At 76.4% G+C, this 25,144-nt stretch carries 19 protein-coding genes and 1 riboswitch; of the genes, 10 read left to right on the top strand and 9 right to left on the bottom strand.

Translation table 11 applies throughout. From position 1 onward, the window contains the following. Positions 1-14: 14 nt before the first annotated feature. A complete protein-coding gene (gene leuS / locus OMK64_RS05690; protein ID WP_272727118.1) occupies positions 15-2,933 on the bottom strand; it encodes a leucine--tRNA ligase in 2,919 nt (972 codons plus the stop codon). Between the two features lie 137 nt (positions 2,934-3,070). Between leuS and OMK64_RS05685 the strand changes: the two genes are divergently transcribed. After that, entirely contained in the window at positions 3,071-4,960 is a 1,890-nt protein-coding gene (locus tag OMK64_RS05685; protein ID WP_272727117.1) for a helicase HerA-like domain-containing protein, read from the top strand. Here OMK64_RS05685 and OMK64_RS05680 read toward each other — a convergent pair. The 4 genes from OMK64_RS05680 to OMK64_RS05665 all read right to left on the bottom strand — a co-directional run bounded on the left by OMK64_RS05680 (position 4,892) and on the right by OMK64_RS05665 (position 10,297). Continuing rightward, positions 4,892-6,145: an MFS transporter gene (locus OMK64_RS05680; RefSeq protein ID WP_272727116.1), complete on the bottom strand. Its 1,254-nt coding sequence runs from the start codon at positions 6,143-6,145 to the stop codon at positions 4,892-4,894. The genes OMK64_RS05685 and OMK64_RS05680 overlap by 69 nt on opposite strands. A 94-nt stretch (positions 6,146-6,239) precedes the next feature. Beyond that, a complete protein-coding gene (locus tag OMK64_RS05675; protein ID WP_272727115.1) occupies positions 6,240-6,929 on the bottom strand; it encodes a metal-dependent transcriptional regulator in 690 nt (229 codons plus the stop codon). A gap of 40 nt (positions 6,930-6,969) precedes the next feature. Next, positions 6,970-8,526: a D-alanyl-D-alanine carboxypeptidase family protein gene (locus OMK64_RS21025; protein ID WP_272727114.1), complete on the bottom strand. Its 1,557-nt coding sequence runs from the start codon at positions 8,524-8,526 to the stop codon at positions 6,970-6,972. 94 nt (positions 8,527-8,620) lie between these two features. Then, positions 8,621-10,297, bottom strand: coding sequence for a metallophosphoesterase family protein (locus OMK64_RS05665; protein WP_272727113.1), 1,677 nt, complete (start codon positions 10,295-10,297; stop codon positions 8,621-8,623). Positions 10,298-10,322: 25 nt separating this feature from the next. Between OMK64_RS05665 and OMK64_RS05660 the strand changes: the two genes are divergently transcribed. After that, positions 10,323-10,856 (top strand): SRPBCC family protein, encoded by a 534-nt coding sequence (locus OMK64_RS05660; RefSeq protein WP_272727112.1) that lies wholly within the window; start codon positions 10,323-10,325, stop codon positions 10,854-10,856. Here OMK64_RS05660 and OMK64_RS05655 read toward each other — a convergent pair. Further along, positions 10,843-12,513 (bottom strand): hypothetical protein, encoded by a 1,671-nt coding sequence (locus OMK64_RS05655; RefSeq protein WP_272727111.1) that lies wholly within the window; start codon positions 12,511-12,513, stop codon positions 10,843-10,845. The genes OMK64_RS05660 and OMK64_RS05655 overlap by 14 nt on opposite strands. Positions 12,514-12,696: 183 nt before the next feature. Further along, positions 12,697-12,816: riboswitch (TPP riboswitch) on the top strand. Positions 12,817-12,959: 143 nt separating this feature from the next. Between OMK64_RS05655 and OMK64_RS05650 the strand changes: the two genes are divergently transcribed. The 5 genes from OMK64_RS05650 (at position 12,960) to OMK64_RS05630 (ending at position 18,486) form a co-directional block, all read left to right on the top strand. Next, a complete protein-coding gene (locus OMK64_RS05650) occupies positions 12,960-13,661 on the top strand; it encodes a YkoF family thiamine/hydroxymethylpyrimidine-binding protein (protein WP_272727110.1) in 702 nt (233 codons plus the stop codon). Further along, complete coding sequence (locus OMK64_RS05645; protein ID WP_272727109.1) at positions 13,658-14,434, top strand: ECF transporter S component; 777 nt, start codon at positions 13,658-13,660, stop codon at positions 14,432-14,434. The genes OMK64_RS05650 and OMK64_RS05645 overlap by 4 nt, the downstream gene beginning before the upstream one ends. Further along, positions 14,431-16,053, top strand: a complete 1,623-nt coding sequence (locus tag OMK64_RS05640; RefSeq protein ID WP_272727108.1) for an ABC transporter ATP-binding protein — start codon at positions 14,431-14,433, stop codon at positions 16,051-16,053. The genes OMK64_RS05645 and OMK64_RS05640 overlap by 4 nt, the downstream gene beginning before the upstream one ends. Then, positions 16,050-16,859, top strand: coding sequence for an energy-coupling factor transporter transmembrane component T family protein (locus tag OMK64_RS05635; RefSeq protein WP_272727107.1), 810 nt, complete (start codon positions 16,050-16,052; stop codon positions 16,857-16,859). Before OMK64_RS05640 ends, OMK64_RS05635 begins: the two co-directional genes overlap by 4 nt. Positions 16,860-16,932: 73 nt before the next feature. Beyond that, complete coding sequence (locus OMK64_RS05630) at positions 16,933-18,486, top strand: CYTH and CHAD domain-containing protein (RefSeq protein WP_272727106.1); 1,554 nt, start codon at positions 16,933-16,935, stop codon at positions 18,484-18,486. Between the two features lie 153 nt (positions 18,487-18,639). On the opposite strand, the gene OMK64_RS05625 is transcribed toward OMK64_RS05630, so the two are convergent. Both OMK64_RS05625 and OMK64_RS05620 read right to left on the bottom strand, forming a co-directional pair. Further along, a complete protein-coding gene (locus OMK64_RS05625) occupies positions 18,640-19,578 on the bottom strand; it encodes a VOC family protein (RefSeq protein ID WP_272727105.1) in 939 nt (312 codons plus the stop codon). Between the two features lie 89 nt (positions 19,579-19,667). Continuing rightward, complete coding sequence (locus OMK64_RS05620) at positions 19,668-20,303, bottom strand: CYTH domain-containing protein (protein ID WP_272727104.1); 636 nt, start codon at positions 20,301-20,303, stop codon at positions 19,668-19,670. Positions 20,304-20,562: 259 nt separating this feature from the next. Between OMK64_RS05620 and OMK64_RS05615 the strand changes: the two genes are divergently transcribed. The 3 genes from OMK64_RS05615 (at position 20,563) to OMK64_RS05605 (ending at position 23,863) form a co-directional block, all read left to right on the top strand. After that, complete coding sequence (locus OMK64_RS05615; RefSeq protein WP_272727103.1) at positions 20,563-22,149, top strand: DEAD/DEAH box helicase; 1,587 nt, start codon at positions 20,563-20,565, stop codon at positions 22,147-22,149. A gap of 305 nt (positions 22,150-22,454) precedes the next feature. Next, entirely contained in the window at positions 22,455-23,057 is a 603-nt protein-coding gene (locus OMK64_RS05610; protein WP_272727102.1) for a sulfite oxidase-like oxidoreductase, read from the top strand. Next, on the top strand, positions 23,045-23,863 hold the full coding sequence (locus OMK64_RS05605; protein WP_272727101.1) for a ferredoxin reductase: 819 nt from the start codon (positions 23,045-23,047) through the stop codon (positions 23,861-23,863). Before OMK64_RS05610 ends, OMK64_RS05605 begins: the two co-directional genes overlap by 13 nt. 98 nt (positions 23,864-23,961) lie before the next feature. Here OMK64_RS05605 and OMK64_RS05600 read toward each other — a convergent pair whose 3' ends face one another. Beyond that, the gene (locus OMK64_RS05600; protein ID WP_272727100.1) at positions 23,962-24,954 is read right to left on the bottom strand and encodes a sigma-70 family RNA polymerase sigma factor; all 993 of its coding nucleotides are present in this window, start codon (positions 24,952-24,954) and stop codon (positions 23,962-23,964) included. Positions 24,955-25,144 lie beyond the last annotated feature (190 nt).

Raw genomic sequence — 25,144 nt, 5'->3', positions numbered from 1 at the left:
CCCGGTGGGCGCGGTCAGACCGGCACCACGTTGACGAGGCGCGGCGCGCGGACGATGACCGTGCGGACGTCGCGACCCGCGAGCGCGCGCTGCACGCCCGCGTCGGCGAGCGCGAGCGCGGTCAGCTCGTCGTCGGCGACGTCGGGGCTGACCTCGACGCGGCCCCGCACCTTGCCCTGGACCTGCAGGACGCACGTGACGGTGTCCTCGACGAGGTAGGCGGGGTCGGCGACGGGGAACGGCTCGTGCGCGAGCGACCGGTCGTGGCCGAGCCGCTGCCACAGCTCCTCGGCGACGTGCGGCGCGACGGGCGCGGTCATGAGCACGAGCGCCTCGACGGCCGCGCGCGGGGCGGCGTCGAGCGTCGTCAGGTGGTTGTTCAGCACGATGAGCTTGGCGATCGCGGTGTTGAGACGCATCGCCTCCATGTCGGCGGTCACGTCGGCGATCGTGCGGTGCAGCACGCGCAGGGTCTCGGTCGACGGCGCGTCGTCCGTCACGACGAGGGCGCCCGTCGTCTCGTCGACGACGTTGCGCCACAGGCGCTGCAGGTAGCGCTGCGACCCGACGACCGCGCGCGTCTCCCAGGGACGCGACAGGTCGAGCGGTCCCATCGACATCTCGTACACGCGCAGCGTGTCGGCGCCGTACTCGGCGTACATCTCGTCCGGCGTGACGGCGTTCTTCAGGGACTTGCCCATCTTCCCGTACTCGCGGGTGACGGGCTGCCCCTGCCACGTGAAGGCGTCGCCGTCCTCGACGACCTCGTCCGCGGGCACGTAGACGCCGCGCTCGTCGGTGAAGGCCGCCGCCTGGATGTAGCCCTGGTTGAAGAGCTTGTGGAACGGCTCGGCGCTCGACACGTGGCCCAGGTCGAACAGCACCTTGTGCCAGAACCGGGCGTACAGCAGGTGCAGGACCGCGTGCTCGACGCCACCGACGTACAGGTCGACGCCGCCGACCGAGTCGGCCGGCTGCGCACCGTGGCCCGGGCCCATCCAGTAGCGCTCGAGCGCGGGGTCGACGAGCTGCTCGTCGTTCGTCGGGTCGAGGTAGCGCAGGTAGTACCAGCACGACCCGGCCCAGTTCGGCATGGTGTTCGTGTCGCGGCGGTACTGCTTCGGGCCGTCACCCAGGTCGAGCGTGACCGTCACCCACTCGTCGTTGCGGCCCAGCGGCGCCTCGGGCGAGGACTGCGCGTCGTCGGGCGCGAAGGTGCGCGGCGCGTAGTCGGGGACCTCGGGCAGCGTGACGGGCAGCGCGTCGGCGGGCAGCGCGACCGGCAGGTCGTGCTCGTCGTAGACGATCGGGAAGGGCTCGCCCCAGTAGCGCTGACGGCTGAACAGCCAGTCGCGCAGACGGTAGGTGACGGTGCCCTCGCCGATGCCGTGCCGCTCGAGCCACGCGATGATCGCGGCCTTCGCCTCGGGCACGGACAGCCCGTCGAGCGAGATCTCGTCGTTCGACGAGTTGATGATCGTCCCGTCGCCGGTGCGCGCGCCGTCGGGCGTGCCCTCCGGGGCGTCGACCGTGTAGACGACGGGCAGCTCGAAGGCCTGCGCGAACGCGAAGTCGCGCTCGTCGCCGCCGGGGACCGCCATGATCGCGCCCGTGCCGTAGCCCATGAGGACGTAGTCGGCGGTGAAGACCGGCAGCAGCTCGCCGTTGACCGGGTTCGCGGCCAGGTGGCCGGTGAACACGCCCGTCTTGCGGCCCGCGTCGGCCTGGCGCTCGACGGCCGTCTTGGCCGCCGACTCCGCGCGGTACGCGGCGACCGCGTCGACAGGCGTGCGGTGGCCGCCGGTCCACGCCGCGTGCGTGCCGTCGGGCCAGGCGGACGGCACCTCGTCGAGCAGCGGGTGCTCGGGCGCCACGACGACGAACGTCGCGCCGAACAGCGTGTCGGGGCGGGTCGTGAACACCTCGACCTCGCTGCCGCCCTGCACCGCGAAGCGCACCTGCGCGCCCTGCGACCGGCCGATCCAGTTGCGCTGCATCGAGCGGACCTTCTCGGGCCAGTCGATGTGCTCGAGGTCGTCCGCCAGGCGGTCCGCGTACGCGGTGATCCGCATGTTCCACTGGCGCAGGTTCCGCTGGAAGACCGGGAAGTTGCCGCGCTCGGAGCGTCCGTCCGCGGTGACCTCCTCGTTCGCGAGGACCGTGCCCAGGCCCGGGCACCAGTTGACGGGCGTCTCGGAGACGTACGCGAGGCGCTGCGAGTCGACGACGCGGCGACGCGTCACGTCGTCCAGGTCGGCCCACGTCGCACCCTCGGCCACGCCGTCGACGCCCTCGGGCAGCGGGCGACCCGACTCGTATGCCGCGACCAGCTCACTCACCGGGCGGGCCGCGCCGCGACCGCCGTCCGCGCGCACCGCGTCCTCGTCGTACCAGGACTCGAAGATCTGCAGGAAGATCCACTGCGTCCAGCGGACGTAGTCCGGGTCGATCGTCGCGAACGAGCGGCGCGGGTCGTGCGCGAGGCCCAGCCGGCGCAGCTGGCGCTGCATGATCTCGATGTTCGCCTCGGTCGTGGTGCGCGGGTGCTGGCCCGTCTGCACGGCGTACTGCTCGGCCGGCAGGCCGAACGCGTCGAAGCCCAGCGCGTGCAGCACGTTGTCGCCCTGCATGCGGCGGAAGCGCGCGACGACGTCCGTCGCGATGTACCCGAGCGGGTGCCCGACGTGCAGACCCGCACCCGAGGGGTACGGGAACATGTCCATGACGAAGAACGGCCGGCTCCCCGGCTGCGCGAGCCGCCCGTCGCCGTCGGTGAGGTCGCCCACCGGGTTCGCGGCGAAGAACGTCCCGCGGCGCTGCCACTCGTCCTGCCAGCGGAGCTCGATCTCCTGCGCGAGGGCGGCGGTGTAGCGGAACGGGACCTCGCCCGACGGGCTGGTCGGGGCGGGGGCGGAGGTGTCCTGCGACGTCACCCGAGGAGTTTACCGACGCGCCCGTGACGCCCGCACACACACATCACCCCGGCGCCGCCCCACGTCGGCGGCGCCTCGCGCCCGGTGGGCGCACCGGTGGACCTGCAGCGCGACCGGCCCGCTCCTACCATCGCGCCATGAGCGACACCTCGGACGCCGGGCGGCTCGCCGCGGCGGAGGCGCAGGCGGCGCGAGCCGCCGCGGAGGCGGCCCGGCTCGAGGCAGCCGCGGCACGCGCGGAGGCGGAGGCGCTCGCGGCCGAGGTCGCCGCGATGCGCGCGGCGGGCGGCGAGGGCGCCGGTCGGACGGCCGCGGCGCCGCCCGACGCTCCTGCGACCGCCGCTCCCTCCGCTGCCGCTCCCCCGCGTGTCGAGGCCGGTGCCGTCGACGCGCCCGCAGACGCGACGCCTCACGCGGTCGGACCGGACGCTGGCGGGCCGGACGCGAGCGAGCCGGAACGCGTGCGCACCGTGCGCGAGGGCTACACGTTCGCGGGCCCGACGCTCGACCTCGGCGTGCTCGTCGAGGACGGCGCCCCGGTGCCGTCGGCGCGGGTCGGGGTGCCGCTCGGGCTGCTCAACCGGCACGCGCTCGTCGCGGGCGCGACGGGCACGGGCAAGACGCGCACGCTCCAGCTCATGGCGGAGCAGCTGTCGGCGGCGGGAGTGCCGACGTTCGTCGCGGACGTCAAGGGCGACCTGACGGGGCTCGCGGTCGCGGGTGCGGCGTCGGACCGCCTGACGGAGCGGACGCGCGCGCTCGGGCAGGACTGGTCGCCCGCGTCGTTCCCCGTCGAGCTCTACGCGCTCGGCGGCGTGGGCCAGGGCGTGCCGGTCCGCACGACGGTCACGGACTTCGGGCCGCTCCTGCTGGCCAAGGTGCTCGGGCTCAACGCGACGCAGGAGTCGAGCCTGGGGCTCGTCTTCCACTGGGCGGACCAGCAGGGCCTCGCGCTGCTCGACCTCGCGGACCTGCGCGCGGCCCTGCAGTGGCTGACGTCCGACGACGGCAAGGCGGAGCTCGCGGGGATCGGTGGGCTGTCGAAGGCCACCGCGGGCGTGATCCTGCGCGAGATCGTGGCGCTCCAGGGCCAGGGCGCCGACGCCTTCTTCGGCGAGCCCGCGTTCGAGGTCGAGGACCTGCTGCGCACGGCGGCCGACGGGCGCGGGGTCGTGTCGGCGCTCGAGCTGCCGGGCGTGCAGGACCGGCCGGCGCTGTTCTCGACGTTCCTCATGTGGCTGCTCGCCGAGCTCTTCGAGGTCCTGCCGGAGGTCGGCGACGCCGAGAAGCCGCGCCTGGTGTTCTTCTTCGACGAGGCGCACCTGCTGTTCGCCGACGCCTCCGACGACTTCCTCGCGCAGGTCGTGCGGACGGTGCGGCTGATCCGCTCGAAGGGCGTCGGCATCGTGTTCGTGACGCAGAGCCCCAAGGACGTGCCGCCCGACGTGCTGGGCCAGCTCGGCAGCCGCGTGCAGCACGCGCTGCGGGCGTTCACCCCGGACGACGCGAAGGCGCTGCGCGCGGCGGCGCGCACCTACCCGACGTCGACGTACGACCTCGAGCGCGTGCTGCAGGACCTCGCGACGGGCGAGGCGGTGGTCACGGTGCTCGGCGAGCGCGGTGCGCCGACGCCGGTGGCCTGGACGCGGCTGCTCGCGCCGCGCGCGTCGATGGACGCCGCACCCGAGGCCACGGTCGCACAGCTCGTCGCCGCGTCGCCCGCCGCGACCCGGTACGGCGTCACGGTGGACCGCGAGTCGGCCGCGGAGCTGCTCACGGCCCGGCTGGAACGCGCCGAGGCGGACCGGGTCGCAGCCCGGGACCGCGCCGAGGCGGAGAAGGAGCGGGCCGCCGCGGAGAAGGAGGCGGCGCGACGCGAGCGGGAGGCCGCCCGGGAGCGCCCGGCGGCCCGCCGGTCGTCGCGGTCGTCGTCGGACCCGCTGGACGCGTTCCTGCGGTCAGCGGGCACTCAGCTCGGGCGTGAGATCACGCGCACGCTCTTCGGCACCCGTCGCCGCCGTCGCTGACCGACCCGCGCCCGGACCGACCGCCGGCGGAGCGGACCGCCCGACCGTCAGGACGACCAGGAGCCCGAGCGCGGTGAGCCCGGCGCCGACCCACGCGGGCGCGAGGTAGCCGAGACCGGCAGCGATGACGAGCCCGCCGAAGAACGCGCCCGCCGCGTTGCCGAGGTTGAGCGCGGAGTGGCACAGGGCGGCGCCGAGCGAGGGCGCCGCGGGCGAGACGTCCATGAGCCGCGTCTGGAGGGACAGCCCGAGCACCTGCGACGTGACGCCGAGCAGGACGATCGCCGCGACCGCGGGCACGGGGTACGGGCCGACGAGCGCGATGGCGACGAGCACGACGATGGTCGCGACCATGCCGCCGACGACGGTCCCGAGCACGGACCGGTCGGCGAGCCGCCCGCCGACGAGCGTCCCGGCGGTCATGCCGACGCCGTACAGCGCGAGCACGAGCGGCACGACGGCGACGTCGAGGCCGGTCACCTCGGTGAGCAGCGGCTTGACGTAGGAGTAGACGGCGAACATGCCGCCGAACCCGATCGCGCCCGCGCCGAACGCGATCCACAGCCGCCGGTTGCGCAGCGCGGCGAGCTCGGTGCGGACCGTCGCGCCCGGCAGCGGCGGCAGCGTGGGCGTCCACGCCCGGAGCGCCGCGAGCGTCACCAGGCCGATCACGCCGACGCCGACGAACGCCCAGCGCCAGCCGACCGCCGTGCCGACGACGGCGCTGAGCGGGACGCCGACGGCGCAGGCGACGGTGAGCCCGGTCATCATCGCGGCGACCGCGCGACCGCGGCGCTCCGGCCCGACGACCGCGGTGCCCATGACGGCGCCGACGCCGAAGAACGCGCCGTGCGGGAGACCGGCGACGAACCGGGCGAGGACGAGCGTCTCGGCGGTCGGCGCGAAGGCCGACAGCACGTTGCCGACGGTGAACGCGGCCATGAGGACGAGCAGGAGGCGGCGACGGTCGGCACGGGCGCCGAGGGCCGCGAGCACGGGCGCGCCGACGACGACGCCGAGCGCGTACGCGGTGATCGCGTGGCCCGCGCTCGGGATCGAGACGCCGAGGTCGGCGGCGATCTCGGGCAGGAGACCCATCGTCGCGAACTCGGTCGTGCCGATGCCGAACCCGCCGAGCGCGAGCGCGAGCAGCGCGGCGCGGGTGCGCGCGGGAGTCAGAACCACGACGGTCCTCCGAACGAATCGATTCGACACAGGGCGGAGTCACGCCGTCGTCAGCTCCGGGATGTACCGACGAGCCTACGTCACGCGTCGGGCGTCAAGCCTGCGGCACCAGCCAGATCGCGCGCGCCGCGACCTCGCCCAGGTCGACACCGCTCGCGTCGGGACCCTCGCCCGCGCGCACCGACACCACCCCCGCGACCGTGCGCCGCTCGACGACCTCGACCGGCGCGTCGAGCACGAGCCCGACGGACTCGACGTACCGCAGCAGCTCCGGGTCGGCGTCGGAGATGCGCGCGACGGCCCACCGGCCGGGCTCGGCCTCCCACAGCACGCGCGCCTCGGGCGTGTCGAGCGAGCCGTCGGGGCCGGGGATCGGGTCGCCGTGCGGGTCCCGCCGCGGGTGCCCGAGCTGCGCGTCGATCCGCTCGACGAACAGGTCCGACACCGCGTGCTCGAGCACCTCGGCCTCGTCGTGCACCTCGTCCCAGCCGTAGCCCAGCACCTCGACCAGAAACGTCTCGACCAGACGGTGGCGGCGCACCATCGCGAGCGCGTGCCGGCGACCCTCGGCGGTCAGCTCGACGGCGCCGTACGGCTGGTGCGTGAGGTAGCCCGCGTCGGCGAGCCGGCGCACGGTCTCGGACACCGTGGACGCCCCGACGCCGAGGCGCGCCGCGAGCATCTTGGTCGTCACGGGCTGCGCCGACCACTCCTGCGCCGACCACACCACCTTGAGGTAGTCCTGCGTCACCGCGGTCAACGGGGGCGTCGGCTGGCTGCTCACGGCGACCAGCGTAGGGCGCGCGACCGGCGCGCCCGCGCCGTCACCACCCGTCGACGCTCCAGTGCCACGCCTCGCTCGGCAGGTTCCTCAGCCCGGCCGCGGGTGCGTGCTCGACGAGCCAGGCGAACGCCGGCGACCCGTGCTGCACCACGCGCCCGCCGACCGTGAAGTCGAGCGCGAGACCACGCTCGTGCCGCGACGTGCCGGGCGGGGCCGTCGGCGGGTAGCAGACGCCGGAAGCGCCGCAGTTCCTGGCCCGTAGCGCGATCTGCTGCTCGCCGCTGCGCCAGCCCCACGCGTGCAGGTCGATGCCGTCGGCGCGCGCCGCGAGGATGAGCGCGTCGACGGCGTCCGCGAGGCACGGGTGGACCCGCACGCCGGTCGTCGTGACGACCGTGTCGGTCTCGGCGACCGGCGCGTCGACCGCGGTGCAGTCGGTCGCGAGCTCGGCGCGCCGCACGAGCAGGTCGGCCGGGACGTCCACGCGCCACAGCTCCTGACCCGTCGACGCGAGGAGCAGGACCGCACCGTCCTCGAGCCGCAGCGACGAGCCGGGGCCGCCCGCGGTTCCGGTCGACCACAGCGCCGTGCCGTCGGCCGACGAGAGCACGAGGTTGCCGTCGTCCTGGACGGCGAGCCGCGCCCCGGGACCCGTCGGCACGGGCGCGGACCACACCGGGCGCCCGTCGTAGGTGAGCGCGAGCGTCGCCTCGTCGAGACGCAGCCGCAGCCGGCCGTCCGACGACCCGAGCTCCTGCCCCGTGCCGAGCGGCGCACCCGCCGCGAGCAGGGACGGTCCGATCGCCGTCTGCGACGACCACAGCGGCGTGCCGTCGGACGCCCACAGCACCACGTCGCCGTCGTCCTGCACCACGAGCGTCGCACCGGGGTGCCCCGCGGTGCGGGTGCGCCACGCCCGGCGGCCGTCGGGCTCGACGACGACCAGGTTGCCGTCCTCACGCAGCACGAGGGACGAGCCGGGCTCGTGCGTGCCGGCCGACCAGCGCGTCGACGCGTCGGGGCCGAGCAGCACGACGTCGCCGTCGTCGAGGACGAGGAGCGTGTGACGACCGTCGGGCGACGTCAGGGCGTCGCCGGGGCCGAGCTCGCCGCCGGGCGGGAGGATCGACGGGAGCACCGCCGTGCCCGACGCCCATGCGACCGAGCCGTCGGGCGCCTCGACGACGAGGTCCCCGTCGTCCCGCACGACCAGCGCCGCCCCCGCCGCACCGGCCGTGCCGGTGCTCCACACCGCCGACCCGTCGGGCGCCACGAGCACCACGTCACCGTCCGCCTGGACCGTGAGGTGCGCGCCGGGCGTCGCTGCGCCGGCCGTCCAGCGAGCGACGCCGTCCGCGTCGTAGAGGCCGAGGTCGCCGTCGGGCTGCACCACGAGCGTCTGCGTCCCGTCCGCCGAGACGAGCCCGTGGCCGGCCTCGAGCGTCTCGCCCGCGAGCAGCCGGTCCTGCCCGGACGCGGCCGCGACGGGCACCGCCCCCGCCAGCACCGACGCGACGGCCACGAGCACCGCGACGACGACGGCCGCCGCCCGACGGCCCCGGGGGCGCGTCGCTGCGCCCTCCACCTGGTCTCCCACGCCTTCCCCCCTCAGCGCACGTTCGGCTGGTGCGAGGGGAGGCGGTGTGCCACGACCATGGCCCCACTCGCGCTCCCACAGTAGGTGACGTCGGTCACATCGGTGAAGGGTGATTCGTCCCTCCGCGGGGCGACGGCGTCGGCGTCGGGACGGGCCACCGGAGCCACGGGCTGACCGACGCCGACGCGTCGGGGCGCACCTGCACGAGCCGGTAGTCGACGATCCGCCTCCGGTCCGGGTCCCAGCGCAGCACCGTCATCTCGGCCGTGCCGTTGAGCGGGCCGACGGTCGGCTGCCCGAGCGTCGCCCCGGCCGTGCTCGAGCTCACGTACTGCACGCCCTCCCCCACGACGGCCGGGCCGACACGCTTGTGCAGGTGACCCGACACCTGCGTCGGGACGCACCCGTCGGTCAGCGCGGGTGTGCCGACGCGCGGCGTGTGGATGAGCAGCAGGTCGACGCCGTCCTCGTCGTCGCACGCGGTCTGCGCGAGCCGCTCCGCCATGTCCTGCGGCGACTCGTCGGTCGCCGCCGTGCCCGAGCCGATCCGCGTCTGCGCGGGGTCGTGGTCGCCGAGGATGCGCACGCCGTCGACCTCGACGACCGACCCGTCCAGCACGCGCGCCCCGCTGCGGGCGTACACCCCGGACGTCTCGGCCGAGTCGTGGTTCCCCGGCGACGTCACGAGCTCGACTCCGTCCGGGACGGCGCGCGCGAAGGTCGTCACGCAGTACTGCTCGACCCCGGTCCCGTTCATCGTGGTGTCGCCCGCGTCGAGCAGGACGTCCGCGTCGGACCGTTCGACGACGGTCGCGATGAGGGGCGCCATGCCGACGTTGCAGTGCAGGTCGGAGACGACGACGAGCACGACCGGTTCGGCCTCGTCCCCGTCCGCGCCCGCGGAGGCCGTCGGGCTCGCCGTGAGCGGGTCGCGGGCCTCCTGGGCGTCGATCACCGGCTGCGTGGCGTCCCACGCCTCGTCGAGCGCCGTGCCGGCGCGCGCGTAGAACGCCTGGTTCTCGCGGTAGGCGTCGACCACGTAGCCGCCGTAGGTGTCGATGACGCCGCCCAGGCGACCCGTGACGCTTGCCCCCTCCAGAGGTGTGTCGTCGAAGACCGCCGACGCCGGTCGCGCCGCGTCGGGCTGGTCCTGCTGGCCCACGCTCGCCGTGAGCACCGTGCCCGCCACCACGACCGCGACCGCGCCGCCTGCGAGGGCGCGCCGGTGGGGGCGCACCGCGGCCGCGAGCTCAGCCCGGCGCGCGGGTCCGAGCGCCCAGCGGCCGAGCCACCACACCGCGGTCAGCAGCGCGAACGTGAGCGCGGCACGGGCGAGCGCGTCGGCGACGAGCGCGCGTGCGACGTCCTCGAGCGCAGCCTGCGGTGCCGAGAAGAACGCGAGGTAGCTGCGCAGGTCGCCGTTGAGCGCCTGCAGGGTCGTCGCCTGGTCGAGCTCGGTGACCGCGGCCGGGATCTCCTGCACCGTGACGCGCACACCGAGCGTCAGGGGCAGCGGCGAGTCGATCTGGAGCGTCCCGACCGGTCCGAGGTCGATCGTCACGGTGTCGTCGGTCGTCACGTCGTAGCGCGCCTCGTGCGGCCCGAGGCTCAGCTCGACCGACGCGGTCGTCACGCCGACGACGAGCGCCACGAGCACTCCCGCCGCGACGACCGCGACGCGCCGCCACGTCCGCGGCGACACCCGGCGTGCCCACCGGACGGCGTCGCGCGCACCCGTGCCCTCCGGCGTCTCGTCGGGTGCGGTGCTCATCGCGTCCGAGCCTAGACTCGGCCGGGTGCGCCGTCGCGGCTACGTCCTGACGTCCGACTGGCGCGTGGGCGCCCCGCTCGCGCGGTGCTGGGACGTGCTCGCGGACCCCGCGCTCACGTGGCCGCAGTGGTGGCCCCACCTGCGCACGCGCGACGTGCGACCGGTCGACGGGCTCGTCGGCAGCTCCGCGACGCTGCTGTTCCGCACCCCGCTCGGCTACGCGCTGCGCGTCGCGCTCGTCGTCGAGTCCGCCCAGCCGCAGCGGCGCGTGCTGGTGCGCGCGTCGGGCGACCTGGTCGGGCACGGCGACGTCGTGCTCGAGGCGCTCGACCCCGCCCGGACCCGCATCGGCGTCGTGTGGGACGTCCGGACCGCGCGCGCCTGGATGAACGCGACCGCTCCCCTGCTGGCCCCTGTGTTCGTCGCGTCGCACGCGCGCGTCATGCGGCTGGGCGAGCGCGGCCTCGACCGCCACCTCACGGCGACCGCCGCGCGCGCCGCGTCCGCCGCGTCCGCCGTCGACGCCGCCGACCCGGCGCCGGACGTCACTGGTACGTGACGAGGTCCGGCACCGGCTGCACGCCGTAGGTCTGCGCCGGGTCGAGCATCGGCTGGTCCTCGTCGACGAAGTTCTTCCAGCCCCAGTGCACGGCGGGTGCGCCGTTGCGCAGCGTCGCCCACGTGCCGGCCTTCGCGGGCTGGGAGCCCTGCCCGTCGACGTGGATGACCGTCGCGAGCTCGTCGCGCGACGTGTCCAGGCGCTCACGTCCGGAGATCATCCGCAGGCTGAACTGGTGCAGGACGAACATCTTCTGCGGGAGCGCGCGCTCGCGGGTCAGGTCGGCGAGCCACGCGCTGACCGCGTTGACCTCGTCGACGCCGACCGACCCGATCTGGCGCAGGTGGACCTGGTCGGGCGCGAGCCGCCACTCCGGGTCGAGCGCCAGGCCGACGTGCGGGAGCGCGAGCAGGTCGGTGTAGAGCTGCGCCTGCGTGAGGAAGTCCGTGCGGCCCGGCTGCAGGTCGAGGATCACGAGCTGGCCGGCCGCGCCGGCCGCCTCGACGAGCGGCCGCAGCTCGTCGACCGACCGCTCCTGCGAGTAGTTGCCGTCGTCCCCCGGGCCGGCCGACGCGATCGACGCGATGATCTCGACCGCCGGGACCACGGTGTCGCCCGTGAGCGGGCGGTACGCGTCCGCGTGGGCCTGGGTGCGCGCGACCGTGGCGGGCACGTCCTGCTCGCCCAGCACCCCGAGCGCCGCGGTGCCCGGCGTGCCGTAGAGCGCGACGTACCGCTTGCCCGGCTGCCCCGCGACGGCCGGGAAGACGAGCTGACCGCCGCCGGGCAGCTCGACGCCGGTCGAGGCCGCCGCGACGCGCGTCGCGAGCCGGTCCGGCGGCCCGAAGGCGTCCCCCAGCGCGACGACGTGCGCGGGGCGGCGCTCCGCGAGCGCCTGGACCGTCGCCGCGAGCGCGCGCGGATCCCCTCCGGGTACGTCGACGACCTCGACGCCGGCCACCGCGGCGTTGGCGACCGCGACGGGCAGCGCAGGCGTCACGCCGGTGAGCAGCACCGTGGACTCGACGGGGGCCGGACGGGTGGTGGGAGGCAGCGCGTCGGCGGCGGTCGCGTCCGGCGACGCGTCGGCACGCGCGCTGCGCGCCGGCGACGGGGTCGTCCGGGGCCCGTCGGACGGCGCCGCGGACGCCGCCGACGGGTCGACGTCCGGGCGGACGACGGTCACGCCGTCGGGGATGCCGTCGGGGCTCGGCGCCGTCGCACCGACCGCCACGGCCCAGCGCGTGCCGAGCCGCTCGAGCTCGGCGGCCAGCACGTCCGGAGGCACGCCCGGCCCACCGAGCAGGACCGGTGCCGCGAGGCGCGCCCCCTCCTGGATCGCGGCGTCCTGCGCCGCGGCGTCGGCGGTGTCCGCCACGACGACGACGGGCGCGCTCGCGACGAGCGTCCGCACGACCTCGAGCGCCGCGGTCTCCGGGGACGCCGCGGGCAGCACGGTCGCAGGCGTCGTCGGCTGCGTGACCTGGGCGGACATCACGGTCGGCGACGGCGACGCGGTCACGCCCGTCGTGGGGCCGGGCCGACCGTCGTCGGCGGTGCACGCCGCCAGTCCCAGGCACGCGGCCACGACCACGGCGGCGGCGGTGCGGCGTCGGACGGGCTGGCGGATCGGCTGGCGCGGCTCGCGGATCGGCACGGTCCTCCCTCGGCGGTCGGCGTCCCACTGTACGGGGCGGGCCCGATTGCCCGCCCCTCGACGTCGGTGTGCCGCTGCCGTCGAGACCCCCGGGCCTGCGCCCGGTGCGACCGTCGCGCGGCCACGACCAGCGCGTGGACCGGGCTTCCGGACGGTCCCGGCGAGCGCTACCGTCGGCGGCGACAGAAGCCCCCGGGGAGCGCAGGAGCGCTGAGAGTGCGGCCGGACGACACGTCCCACCCGCAGACCCGTGGAACCTGACCTGGTTCGCACCAGCGTAGGGAGCAGGGCACTCGTCGCCGGCGGAGCGCGCCGGCGACCGGCGTCCGTCGGGCTCGGCGCGACGTCCCGTCACGCCTCCCGCCGGGACTCGGTCGTCCGTGCGCGTCGTCGGGCGGCCTCGTGCTGCTCGCCGGGGGTCCGCCACCGTCACCGGAGGACCCGCCATGAGCACCCCCGTCACCGCGCCGGACCGACGTCCGGCCGCGACCGCCGCCGAGCTCGGCGTCGGCGCCCGCTTCTCGCTGCACCCCGCGTCCGACGACGCGGTGCGCGTCATCCTCGACGCGCTCGCCCGCGTCGGACGCGAGGACGTGACCGTCACGACCGACGACGTCTCGACCCTGGTGCGCGGCAGCGAGTCCGCCGTGGTCCGCTACGTCCACGACGTCCTCGCCGCCGCGGGCCGACACGGCGTCCACGTCGCGGCACACGTCCAGCTCTCGCGCGGCTGTCCCGGCGAGGTCGCGTGCGCGCTCCCCGACGACGTCGTCCTCTCCGCGGTCGCGGCGCCCGACCTGCCCCGCACGGGTCTGCGGGCCGCGGCGCACTGGGCGCTGTACCCGCTCGACGACGGGACCCCGGGGCATCCGGGCGACCACATGCGCGCGATCGAGCAGGCGATCGCGGTCGCACGGGCGCGCGCCAGCGTGTCGGCGTCGCACTTCGTCACGCGTCTCGACGGCGACCTGGCCGACGTCCTCGGGGCCGTCGCGGACGCGTGGCTCGCCGCGGCCCGGCACGTGCGGCACGTCGTCGCGCACGTGACGATCACGCTGCACTCACCGTCGTGGGACCCGGGCACGCCGTCCGCGGCGGGGACCGACGCGTCCGGTGCGGCGTCCGACGCGACGGAGGGCACCCGATGAGCGCCGCACGCCCGCGGGTCACGCTCGCCGAGCTCGTGCTGCTCGCGGTCCTCGCGGTCGTCTTCGGCTTCCTCTACTGGGCGCTCGTGCAGGCGTGGGGCGCGCTGCAGCTCGCGATGGGACCGTTCGGCGACCTCGCGCAGCACGTCCTCATCGGCGGCTGGATGGTCGCCGCGCCGCTCGCGGTCTACATCGTCCGGAAGCCCGGCGCGGGCGTCGCGGTCGAGCTCGTCGCCGCGTTCGTCGAGGTCGCGTTCCTCGGGTCGCCCGTCGGGCCGATGCTGCTCGTCGTCGGGCTCGTGCAGGGCGTCGGGGCCGAGGCGGCGTTCGCGCTCACGCGCTACCGCCGCTACGGGTGGGGCGTGTTCGCGCTGTCGGGCGTGCTCGCCGGGCTCGCGAGCACCGCGCTCGGCGTGGTGCGGTTCGGCTGGCTCACGCAGGACTGGTTCGCGTGGCGGCTGGGGCTGCAGGTCGTGAGCGGGCTCGTCCTGTGCGGGCTGCTCGCGCGCGTGGTCGGCGACGCGCTCGCGCGCACGGGCGTGCTCGACAACACCCCGCTCGGCCGGGCCCGCCGCGGACGCACGGCACCGTCGGGTGGTGTCACGCGCGACGACGCGACGGCCTCGACGGACGGACTCGCTCCCCGCACGGGCGACGGTGGCGTGGCGCCGACGGACGCGTCGGGCCGCGACGACACCCACGTGGCCGAGGGCGGGTCCGGCGTGACCGCGGGCCGGACCGCCGCGGCCGGGGACCCGAGCGGCGCTCGGTGATCGCGACGCGAGGGCTGGTGGTCCGCTACCCCGGCGCCGCGCGGCCCGTGCTCGACGGCGTCGACCTCGACCTCCGCGCCGGCGAGCACGTCCTGCTGCTGGGGGGCTCGGGCGGCGGCAAGAGCACGCTGCTGCGGGTGCTCGCCGGGGTCGTGCCGCGCGTGGTGGACGCCGACGTGTCGGGCGGCGTCGAGGTCGCGGGCCGCGCCCTGCCCACCGACCACGCCGACCCCGCCACGGGCTACCTCACGCAGGACCCGGCCGACCAGCTCGTCCTGCCGACCGTGCGCGACGAGGTGGCGTTCGGCCTGGAGAACCGGGCGGTCCCGGCGTCGGAGATCGGTCCGCGCGTGGAGGCGGCGCTGCGCGCGGTCAACGCCGCGCACCTGATCGACCGGCGCACGGGCGACCTGTCGGGGGGCGAGGGCCAGCGCGTCGGTCTCGCGGCGACGCTCGTGACGGACCCGCAGGTGCTGCTCCTGGACGAGCCGACCTCGCTGCTCGACCCCGCCGCCGCCCGCGGTGTCGCCGCCGCCGTCGCGACCGGCCGGACGCGGCAGCGGGCGAGCGTCCTCGTCGAGCACCGCCTCGACGAGCTGCCCGACCTCCCGCCACGCACGGTCGTGCTCGGTGACGACGGCCGGGTCGCCGCGGACGGGCCGACGGCCCGGGTCCTGCACGAGCACGCGGCGCGGCTCGCGGCGCTCGGGCTGAGCCTGCCGCTCGCCGCGGAGCTGCGCGCAGCCGGTGTCGCGTCCCTGCACGCGCTCACCGCCGCCGACGACGACGCGGGACCCGGCACGGACCGCGCGTCGTCGGCACCCGTCGTGCTGCGCGCCCGCGGTGTGCACGTGCGCCGCGACGGGCGCGACGGCCTGCACGACGTCGACCTCGACGTGCGTGCCGGTCGCGTGACCGCCGTCGTCGGTCCGAACGGGTCCGGCAAGAGCACGCTGCTGCTCGCGCTCGCGGGGCTCGTCGCCGCGACCGGCAGCGTCGTGGGCGGCACCGTCGGGTCGGTGTTCCAGCGGCCCGAGCACCAGCTGCTCGCCCGCACCGTGCGCGACGAGGTCGCGTGGGGACCGCGTCGAGCGCGACGCGCCGACGTCGACGCGCTCGTCGAGGCGACGCTCGGTCGGTACGCGCTCGACGGGCTCGCGGACCACGACCCGTTCCGGCTGTCCGGCGGTCAGCAGCGGCGGCTGTCGCTCGCGGCCGCCGCGGTGTGCGGCCACGACGTGCTGCTCGCGGACGAGCCGACGTTCGGTCAGGACCGCCGCACGACGCTGGCGTGCGGCGACGCCCTGCGCGCGCTCGCCGACGAGGGCCGCGGCGTCGTCGTCGTGACCCACGACCTGCGGCTCGTCGCCGAGCTCGCCGACGACGTCGTCGTGCTGCGCGCGGGGCGGGTCGTCGCGCGAGGGACCGTGCCGACGGTGCTCGCCGACGACCGCGTCCTCGCCGAGGCCGGTCTCGTCGTCCCGCCGGCGGTGGCCGCGGCGGTGGCCACCGGCCGGCCGGTGCGGACGGTCCTGCGTGCGCTGCGTGCGGCGACCGCGCTCTCCGCGGTGCGCTCCGCCGACGGGCGACCGCCGACGCTCGCGACGGTCGACCGGTGAGCCCGCCCGCGCTCGGGCGCGCACTGCCGCACGACTCCGTGCTGCACCGCCGGAACCCGACGGTCAAGCTCGCGGTGTCGTCCGTGGTCTCGCTCGTGCTGCTCGTCCCCGTCGACCCGTGGACGCCGGGGCTCCTGCTGCTGCTCGCGCTCCCGGCAGCGACGGTCGCGGGGCGTCTGGGCGCGCGGACCGTGCTGCGGGCCGTCGCGCTGTTCGCTCCGTTCGCGCTCTCGGTGCTCGCGGTGAACGCCGTGACGTGCCCGGGGCAGGTGGTGTGGCGCGGAGTCGGGCTGGAGGTGACGACGACGGGGCTCTCGGTCGGCGGCGCGCTCGCGCTGCGGGCGCTGCTCGTCGGCGTGCTGTCGGTCGCGTTCACCCTCACGACCGACGCGGGCCGGCTCATGACCAGCCTGCACCAGCACGCGCGGCTCGGGCCGCGCGCGACGTTCGCGGTCCTCGCCGGCTACCGGGTGCTCGAGCAGCTGCCCGAGCGCTGGGAGACCGTGCGCCGGGCGCAGGCCGTGCGCGAGCCCGGTCGTCGCCCGGGCGCACCGCTCCCCCGTGACGCCGGGGCGCTCGCGCGCGCGGCCTTCGCGGTCCTGGTCGTGTCGCTGCGGCAGGGTGAGCGGCTCGCGGTCGCGCTCGAGCAGCGCGGCCTGGGCGCCGGGCCGCGCACCGTCGCCCGCCCGGTGCCGCTCGACCGCCGGGACGCGGCGCTCGCCGGGGTCGTGCTCGGCGTGGTGGGCCTCGTCGTCGTCGCGTCGTGGTGGACAGGCGTGCTGCAGACGTGGGCGGACGTGGGCTGAGCGGTGGGCGCGGCGGGACCGGGCGGCGTCGCCTCACCGGGCGACCCGAGCGACCGGGTGCGACGCTCGACGCATGGCGCACGACGAGGTCGAGACCGCGTTCGAGATCGCACCCGACACCCCGCTCCCGGACCTGACCGGCCTGCCTGGCGTCGCGCGCGTCGAGCGGCAGGACGCCGACCGCCTCGTCGCGACCTACTGGGACTCGCCGCGGCTCGACCTCGCCCGCGCGGGCGTGTCGCTGCGCCGTCGCACGGGCGGGCACGACGCGGGGTGGCACCTCAAGGTCCCGCTCGGCAGCGACGACGCGGGCCGCCGCCGCGCCGAGCACCGCGTCGACGGCGCGCCGACCACCCCGCCCGACGAGCTCGTGGCGCTCGTGCGGTCGCGCGTGCGCGACGCCGCGCTCGTGCCCGTCGTCGAGCTCGTCACGACGCGCGCGACGACGCTCCTGCTCGACGACCAGGGCGCGGTGCTCGCCGAGCTGGCGGACGACGTCGTCGAGGCGCGCGCGCCGCGGGACGTGGGCGACGACCGGGGGGACGCCGGGACGCGCGCGACGGCGGACGCCGCCGACCTCCCGCGCTGGCGGGAGTGGGAGGTCGAGCTCGTCACGGGCGACGACGACCTGCTGGCGGCCGCGGGCAGCGCGCTCGCCCGGGCGGGCGGGGCGCCGCGCGCGGAGTCGAAGCTGCAGCGCGCGCTCGGTCCCGCCATCCCCGCGCCCGCGGCGCGCGAGCCGGCGGACGGCACCGCGGCGGAGGCGGTGCGCGCGCGGGTCGCACGGGACGTCGAGCGGCTCCTGGCCGCGGAGACCGGCGTGCGGCTCGGCGACGACGAGGCGGTGCACGACGCGCGTGTCGCCGCGCGCCGGCTGCGCGCGACGCTCGGTGTCTTCCGGCCGGTCGTCGACCGCGCCGTGACCGAGCCCGTGCGCGCCGAGCTCCGGGAGGTCGCCCGGGTGCTGGGCGCCGCGCGCGACCCGCACGTCGAGCAGGCCGCGCTGGTCGAGCGTCTCGCCGCCGAACCCGTCGAGCTCGTGCTCGGACCCGTCGAGCGGCGCGTCGTCGACGACCGCTCGGCCGCGCGCGACGCCGCGCTCGCGCGCGCGGTCACGCTCCTCGACTCGCCCGAGCACCTGCGCCTGCTCGCGACGCTGGACGCGTGGGCGACGACGCTGCCGCGGGGACCGCGCGCCGACGACGCCGCCGAGGAGGTGCTCCCCCGGCGGGTGGCGCGCGCGTGGCGCCGCCTCGAGCGGCGGGCCGAGGAGGCCGAGCAGGCCGCGGGCGACGCGCGCGACACGGCGCGGCACGAGGTCCGCAAGGCCGCCCGCCGGGCGCGGTACGCGGCCACGACGGCGGCGCTCGTCGTCGGGGGACCCGCGCGGCGCAGCGCGTCCCGCGCGCACGACGTCCAGGACGTGCTGGGCCGCCAGCAGGACACCGTCGTGCGGCGCGAGACGTTGCGCCGGCTCGGCGTGCAGGCGCACCTCGACGGCGAGAACGCCTTCACGTTCGGGCGTCTGCACGCGCTCGAGCAGTCGGCAGCCGACGCCGCCGAGCGTGCGGCGCTGCGGGCGGTCCGCCGGGCGCTCGCGCCGGGGCACCGATCCTGGACAGCCTGACGGCCGGGAGCACCGCACCCCGGATCCTGCACAGCCTGGCGGCCGGAAGCTGCAGGGCACGGGCAGGTCGACGTGTCGCGCGATCGCTGCGCCCACCCGGACGGCTGACGGCCGCCCTGCCGGGCCGGCCGTCGCCCACGCGGGTCTCCCGGCTCAGGCCGCGGCGCTCACCCGGACGACGTTGCGCCACGGGTCCTCGAAGAGGAGCGTCGCGCCGTCGTCGACGGGGCGCGTCCCGGCGAACGCGACGCGGTCCGCGAGCGCACCGAGGTCGTCGGCGGTCGGCACGACGATGCGGACCTCGCCGAGGCCGAGCGCGGAGGCCCGGGGGCCGGCCCCGGCGCTGTTCCACGTGTTCATCGCGAGGTGGTGGTGGTACCCGCCCGCGGACACGAAGAGCGCGCCGTGCCACTCGGCGGTGACGTCGAAGCCGAGCGCGTCGACGTAGAACGCCCGGGCGGAGGGCACGTCGCCGACCTGCAGGTGCACGTGCCCGACGACCGCGTCGCCCTCGGGCCGCTGGTCGAGGTCCTGCGCGAGGTTCTCGCGGACGAACCCGTTCGGGTCGAGCCGCAGCGAGTCCATGACGACGCGGCCGTCGGCGTCGTGCTGCCACTGGTCGCGGCTGCGGTCCCAGTAGAGCTCGACGCCGTTGCCCTCGGGGTCGGTGAGGTAGAACGCGAGCGACACGAGGTGGTCGGCGGAGCCGACGTAGGTCTCGGGGGCGCGCTGCGCGACGGACGCGAGCGTCGCGGCGAGGCCCGCGCGGTCGTCGAACAGGAGCGCGGTGTGGAACAGGCCGGCCGAGCCGCGCTGCGCGGGCGGGAGGTCGGGGGTGTGCCGGAGGACCACGAGCGGCGTGGTGCCGCGGCCGAGCGTGACGACGTCGGGGCGCGCGTCGCCGAACCGCTCGCCCGGGTCGGGCAGCACGTCGAGACCGATCGCGTCGCGGTAGAACCGCAGCTGGCGGTCGAGGTCGCCGACGAGGAGCGTCACGGCGTCCATGCCGGTGCCGGCGGCGATCGAGTCGTGCGCGGAGCGGGCGACGCCGCGGACGGCGGCACCCTGGCCGGGGACGGGAGCGGTGGACATGGGACCTCCTGGGATGGGCTCGCTCCTCCGTACAATAGTTGATGATTCAACTTTGTTCCGGACGGCTCCCGGGCTCGTCCCCGCGACGGTCAGTCCGTCTCACCCGGCAGGTGGTTGTGGCCGAGACCGGTCAGGAAGCGCGGTCCGGTCGCGAGCAGCTCCGACCGCCATGCCGAGGCCCACTCCCCGAACGGGTGCCGCGCCAGCCCGTCGTTCGCGAAGCGCCCGTCGACCGTCACCTCGGTCGTGCAGAACTCGGGGACGACGAGGTCCGTGACGGGCCCGCCGCGCTCCACCTCCGCGATCACGAGCGGCGCGTTCCCGCCCGCGAACACGTCGATCACCCAGCCGTCGGTGCCCAGCCACGCCGAGTGCCGCAGCTTCGCGACACGCGCCGGCGCCCGACGCACGATCTCGACCGCGACCAGCGGGTCGAGCTCGCGCTCCACCTCGTAGCGGGTCCCCTCGACCATCGGGCCCTTGACCGTGATCGCGCAGAAGTCGACCGCGCCGACGTGCGCCTCCAGCACCGCGAGCTCGTCGGCGTGCGGGTCGATGCCCTCGATCCCCGACGCCTGCGCGCGCACGCGCACCGCGAACCCGTCCTCGGCCAGCAGGTAGCTCTGGACGATGAGCGTCGGCGTCTCCTCCATCAGCTCCGTCGGCAGTCGCTCCACGTAGAAGCGCCGCTCGAACTCGAAGTCGCCGTAGCCCGTGTCGCTCATCGGACCGACCGCCCCGCGCGGGACCCCGTGGTGTGCATCCTCCGAGCCTAGCCAGCCGTGACGCCCCCGCCCGGGAGGCCGCGACGGCCCGGCCGGTCGCCGAGCGCGCGGCGTGGCGGTGGACGTCACAGGCACACCGGACGCCCGGTGTGAGACCCTGGTGGCATCCCCGGGCAGCGCGACACCGCGCGCCCCGCGTCGTGGAGACCCCCGGTCTTACCTGCGGCGGCTCCGACGACCCTCCCCGAGAGGCCCCACTGTGACCACCTTCGCCGACCTCGGCGTGCCCGCCGTGCTCGTCCGCGCCCTCGCGGACGACGGCATCACCAGCCCGTTCCCCATCCAGACCGCCACCCTGCGCGACTCGCTCGCCGGCACCGACGTGCTCGGCCGCGGCCGCACCGGCTCCGGCAAGACGCTCGCGTTCGCCATCCCGGTCGTCGCGCGCACCGCCGCCGCCGGCCGTCGCACCGCGCCGTCCCGGCCGCGCGCGCTCGTCCTGGCGCCGACCCGCGAGCTCGCGAGCCAGATCGACGCGACGATCGCCCCGCTCGCCGCGGCCGCGGGCCTGAGCACGACCGTCGTGTTCGGCGGCGTCGCCCAGTCCCGCCAGGTGACCGCGCTCCAGCGCGGCGCCGACATCCTCGTCGCGTGCCCCGGCCGCCTCGAGGACCTGCTCCGGCAGGGCCTCGTGTCGCTCGACGACGTCGCCGTCACCGTCCTCGACGAGGCCGACCACATGGCCGACCTCGGCTTCCTGCCCGTCGTCAAGCGCCTGCTCGACCGCACCCCGCGCACCGGTCAGCGCCTGCTGTTCTCCGCGACGCTCGACAACGGCGTGGACGTGCTCGTGAAGCGCTACCTCACCAAGCCCGTCGAGCACGCGGTCGACACCGCGCAGTCGCCCGTCGCCGCGATGACGCACCACCTGCTCGAGGTCGCCGACGCCGACAGCAAGAAGGCCGTCGTGCGCGCGCTCGCGTCCGGCACCGGCCGTCGCGTGCTGTTCACGCGCACCAAGCACCAGGCCAAGAAGCTCGCCAAGCAGCTCACCGCCGACGGCATCCCGTCGGTCGACCTGCACGGCAACCTCGGCCAGGGCGCTCGCGAGCGCAACCTCGAGGCGTTCTCGACCGGGGCCGTCCGCGTCCTCGTCGCGACCGACATCGCCGCGCGCGGGATCCACGTCGACGACGTCGGCCTCGTCGTCCACGTCGACCCGCCCGCCGAGCACAAGGCGTACCTGCACCGCTCGGGCCGCACCGCGCGAGCCGGAGCCGGCGGCGACGTCGTGACGCTCGTCCTCCCCGAGCAGCGCGCCGACGTCCGCGCCCTCACGCGGGCCGCGAAGATCACCGCGCAGCCGCGGCCGGTCGCCCTCGGCGACGCGCACCTCGCCGCGCTCGTCGGCGAGGTCGCGGCCCCGGTCGCCCCGGCCCCCGCCCCTTCGGCCACCTCCTCGCGCGCGTCGCAGGGCGGCGGCTCGCGCGGCTCCGGCGGTCGCGGCGGTGCCGGGCGAGGAGCCGGTACGTCGGCTCGTGCCGGCTCGGCGTCCGGCCCGTCGAACGGCGCACGCAGCGGCGGCGGCCCGCGCGCCGCGGCCGGCGGTCGTTCCGGCGGCGCCGGTCGTGCGGGCGGCGGCGGTCGTGCCGGCGACGGCGGCCGCGCGGGCGGCACGCGGTCCGCGGCGGGCGGCACGTCGAGCACCCTGCGCTACAGCTCCGGCGGCCCGACGCCGTCGACCGCCCCGGCCGACACCTCGGCCGGTGCGGGCGCGGGACGCCGCGGACGTCGCGGTGGCCGTGGCCGTGCGGGTCGCCCCGCGGGCGCTCCCTCGGGCGGCTGAGCCGACCGGTGCGTCGCGCGGACCTGGGTCAGCGCGACGCACCGCGACGTCCGCCGCACGGCTCGTCCGCGGCTCGACGTGCGACCCGGTGGTCGGCGTCGCGGCCTCCAGGAGCCGCGAGGGCGACGACGCGCGCGGACGGCCGGCGGCGGCCCCGACGACCCCCACCTGGCACCCGGCTCTGGCGGACGGCCCGCGGCGCGGCCCATGATGGCCCCGAACGCCCCCGAGCAGACCGGAGCGACGATGGCACCCGCACCCGTGGACGTCCCGACCTGCGCGGCCGCAGCCGCGCCCCTCCGCTGATGGCGATCGTCTCCCGCGGCTTCCGCGGGCGACGCGAGGCCGACCCGCGCCTGCCACCCGGCCAGTACCTCGAGCGTGGCTTCCCGGTGCTCTCCGCAGGCCCGACGCCCCGCACCGACCTGTCCACCTGGACGTTCTCGATCGGCGGCGCCGCCGGGCCGCGCGCCACGTGGTCCTGGGCGGAGCTCACGGCGCTGCCGGCCGACGACATCGTGGTCGACATCCACTGCGTCACGAAGTGGACCAAGCTCGACACGTCGTGGCGCGGCGTGTCGCTCGACCGCCTCCTCGACGCGGTCGAGGTCGCGGACGACGAGCAGTACGCGCTCGCGCACTGCGACGGGGGCTACACCACGAACGTGCCGCTCGCCGACCTGCGCGGCGGACGCGCGTGGATCGCGTACCAGTACGACGGCGCCCCCCTCCCTCCCGAGCACGGCGGCCCCGCGCGGCTGCTGATCCCCCACCTGTACTTCTGGAAGTCCGCGAAGTGGGTCCGCCGCATCGACCTGCTGACCGACGACCAGTGGGGCTTCTGGGAGAAGCTCGGCTACCACCAGTACGGGGACCCGTGGAAGGAGCAGCGGTATTGGGGCGACTGAACGCCGAGCCGGACGACGAGGCCGCCCCGGTCTCCCCCGACGACGCCCCCTACCGCCTGCCCTGGCGCGTCGCGACCCTCGTCGCCACGCGCCGCGAGACCCCGACCGCGACGACCCTCGAGCTCGACGTGCCCGGCTGGCGCGGCGCGATGGCGGGTCAGCACGTCGACGTGCGGCTGACCGCCGAGGACGGCTACTCGACGCAGCGCTCGTACTCCCTCGCGTCCCCGGGCACGCTCGGCCTCCCCGCGGGCGCGGCCTCCGACGGCCCGCCTGAGCGGATCGCGCTGACCGTCCAGGTCGTCGAGGACGGCGAGGTGTCGCCCTATCTCACGCAGGACCTCGAGGTGGGCGACCAGATCGAGCTGCGCGGGCCGATCGGCAACTGGTTCGTGTGGCACGCGACCGACCCGCACCCCGTGCAGCTCGTCGCGGGCGGCTCCGGGCTGGTGCCCCTCATGTCGATGCTGCGCACGCGTCGCCGGGCCGGCTCGCACGCGCCCTTCCGGCTGGTGGTCTCGGTCCGGACGCCGCTCGACGCGATCTACGCCGGCGAGCTCGCGACCTTCGACGACGTCGAGGTCACGCGCGTGTGGACGCGGCGCGGTCCGCCCGGCTGGACGGGCCGGGTCGGGCGCGTCGACGCCGACCTCCTCGCGCAGGTGTGCGTCCCGCCCGACGAGCGTCCGCACGTGTACGTGTGCGGCCCGACGCCGTTCGTCGAGACGGTCGCGGACCTGCTCGTCGACCTCGGTCACGACCCCGAGCGCATCCGGACCGAACGGTTCGGCCCGACGGGCACCTGACGGCGCTGCCCCACGGCTCGTCGCACGCGCACCGCCGGGGTCCCCGCGGACCGGTCCCCGGCCTGCCTCCGGGCGCGGTCGCGCCGGCGGCCGTGCTGCTAGGACGTCGCGACGGCGGGCGCGAGCTCGGCGGGCAGGCCGCACGCCGTGAGGCGCTCGACGCCGAACCACACGACGACGCGCTGCACGCCGGCCGCACCGATGTCGAGCACGGCGAGCTGGAACGCGCGGTGCACGCCGTCGGGGTCGAGGAGGTAGACGCCGAACGCGGGCTGGCCGTTGACCGCGGCGGGCACGAGCCGCAGCGCGCCGGGCCCCTTCGCCGGGCACCACGTGCCGATGAGCGCCGCGACGTCGTCGCGCCCGCGGTACCACTCGGGGTACGGCGGCATCTCCCACACGACGTCCTCGGCCATGAGCGCGACGATCCCGCCGATGTCGTACGACTCGAACGCCCGCACGTACGCGTCGAGCAGCCGGCGCTGCCGCTCGTCGTCGAGCGCACCCGCGTCGTCGGGGTCGAGCTTCGCGACGTGCGCCCGTGCCCGCTGGAGCGTCGAGTTCACGCCCGCGACCGTGAGGTCCAGCGCGTCGGCGACCTCCGCGGCGCTCCACTGCAGGACGTCGCGCAGCACGAGCACGGCCCGCTGCTGCGCGGTCAGGTGCTGGAGCGCCGCGACGAACGCGAGTCGCACGCTGTCGCGCGTCACGACGTCGGCGGCCGGGTCGTTCGGCGTCCCGGACCACACGACGGCGTCGGGCAGCGGCTCGAGCCACGCGACGGCGTGCTCCTCACGCGGCTCGGACGCGGGGTCGGCCGCCGGTGCGCCGAGGCCGGTCGGCAGCGGCCGGCGGGACCGGCCCTCGAGGTGCGTGAGGCAGGCGTTCGTCGTGATGCGGTACATCCACGTCCGCACCGACGAGCGGCCCTCGAACCGGTCGAACGCGCGCCACGCGCGCAGGTAGGCGTCCTGCAGGACGTCCTCCGCGTCGTGCAGCGAGCCGGTCATCCGGTAGCAGTGCGCCAGGAGCTCACGCCGCAGCGGCTCCACGAGCGTCTCGAAGTCGTGCTCGGTGGTCGTCAGCGTCACCCCTCGACGGTAGCGAGCACCACCGACAGCCCGCGACCCCCGGGTGCCAGACTGCCCCGGGACCTCGAGGTGGGCCACCAGAGCGAGCTGCGCGGGCCGATCGGCAACGGGTTCGCGTGGCACGCCACCGACCCCCACCCCGTGCAGCCGGGCGGACCCGGCCGCGGCCACACCCCCGTGCTCGCGGCGT

The sequence above is a fragment of the Cellulomonas fimi genome (assembly GCF_028527925.1).
Taxonomy (GTDB): Bacteria; Actinomycetota; Actinomycetes; order Actinomycetales; family Cellulomonadaceae; genus Cellulomonas; species Cellulomonas fimi_C.
Note: the sequence above shows the minus strand (reverse complement) of the source record. Positions and strands in the feature narration are given on the sequence as shown.

Coding starts and splice junctions, on each gene's coding strand:
- OMK64_RS05685 (WP_272727117.1), top strand. CDS start 3,071: ATGAGCGACACCTCGGACGCCGGGCGGCTCGCCGCGGCGGAGGCGCAG.
- OMK64_RS05665 (WP_272727113.1), bottom strand. CDS start 10,297: ATGAGCACCGCACCCGACGAGACGCCGGAGGGCACGGGTGCGCGCGAC.
- OMK64_RS05650 (WP_272727110.1), top strand. CDS start 12,960: ATGAGCACCCCCGTCACCGCGCCGGACCGACGTCCGGCCGCGACCGCC.
- OMK64_RS05645 (WP_272727109.1), top strand. CDS start 13,658: ATGAGCGCCGCACGCCCGCGGGTCACGCTCGCCGAGCTCGTGCTGCTC.
- OMK64_RS05630 (WP_272727106.1), top strand. CDS start 16,933: ATGGCGCACGACGAGGTCGAGACCGCGTTCGAGATCGCACCCGACACC.
- OMK64_RS05625 (WP_272727105.1), bottom strand. CDS start 19,578: ATGTCCACCGCTCCCGTCCCCGGCCAGGGTGCCGCCGTCCGCGGCGTC.
- OMK64_RS05620 (WP_272727104.1), bottom strand. CDS start 20,303: ATGAGCGACACGGGCTACGGCGACTTCGAGTTCGAGCGGCGCTTCTAC.
- OMK64_RS05610 (WP_272727102.1), top strand. CDS start 22,455: ATGGCGATCGTCTCCCGCGGCTTCCGCGGGCGACGCGAGGCCGACCCG.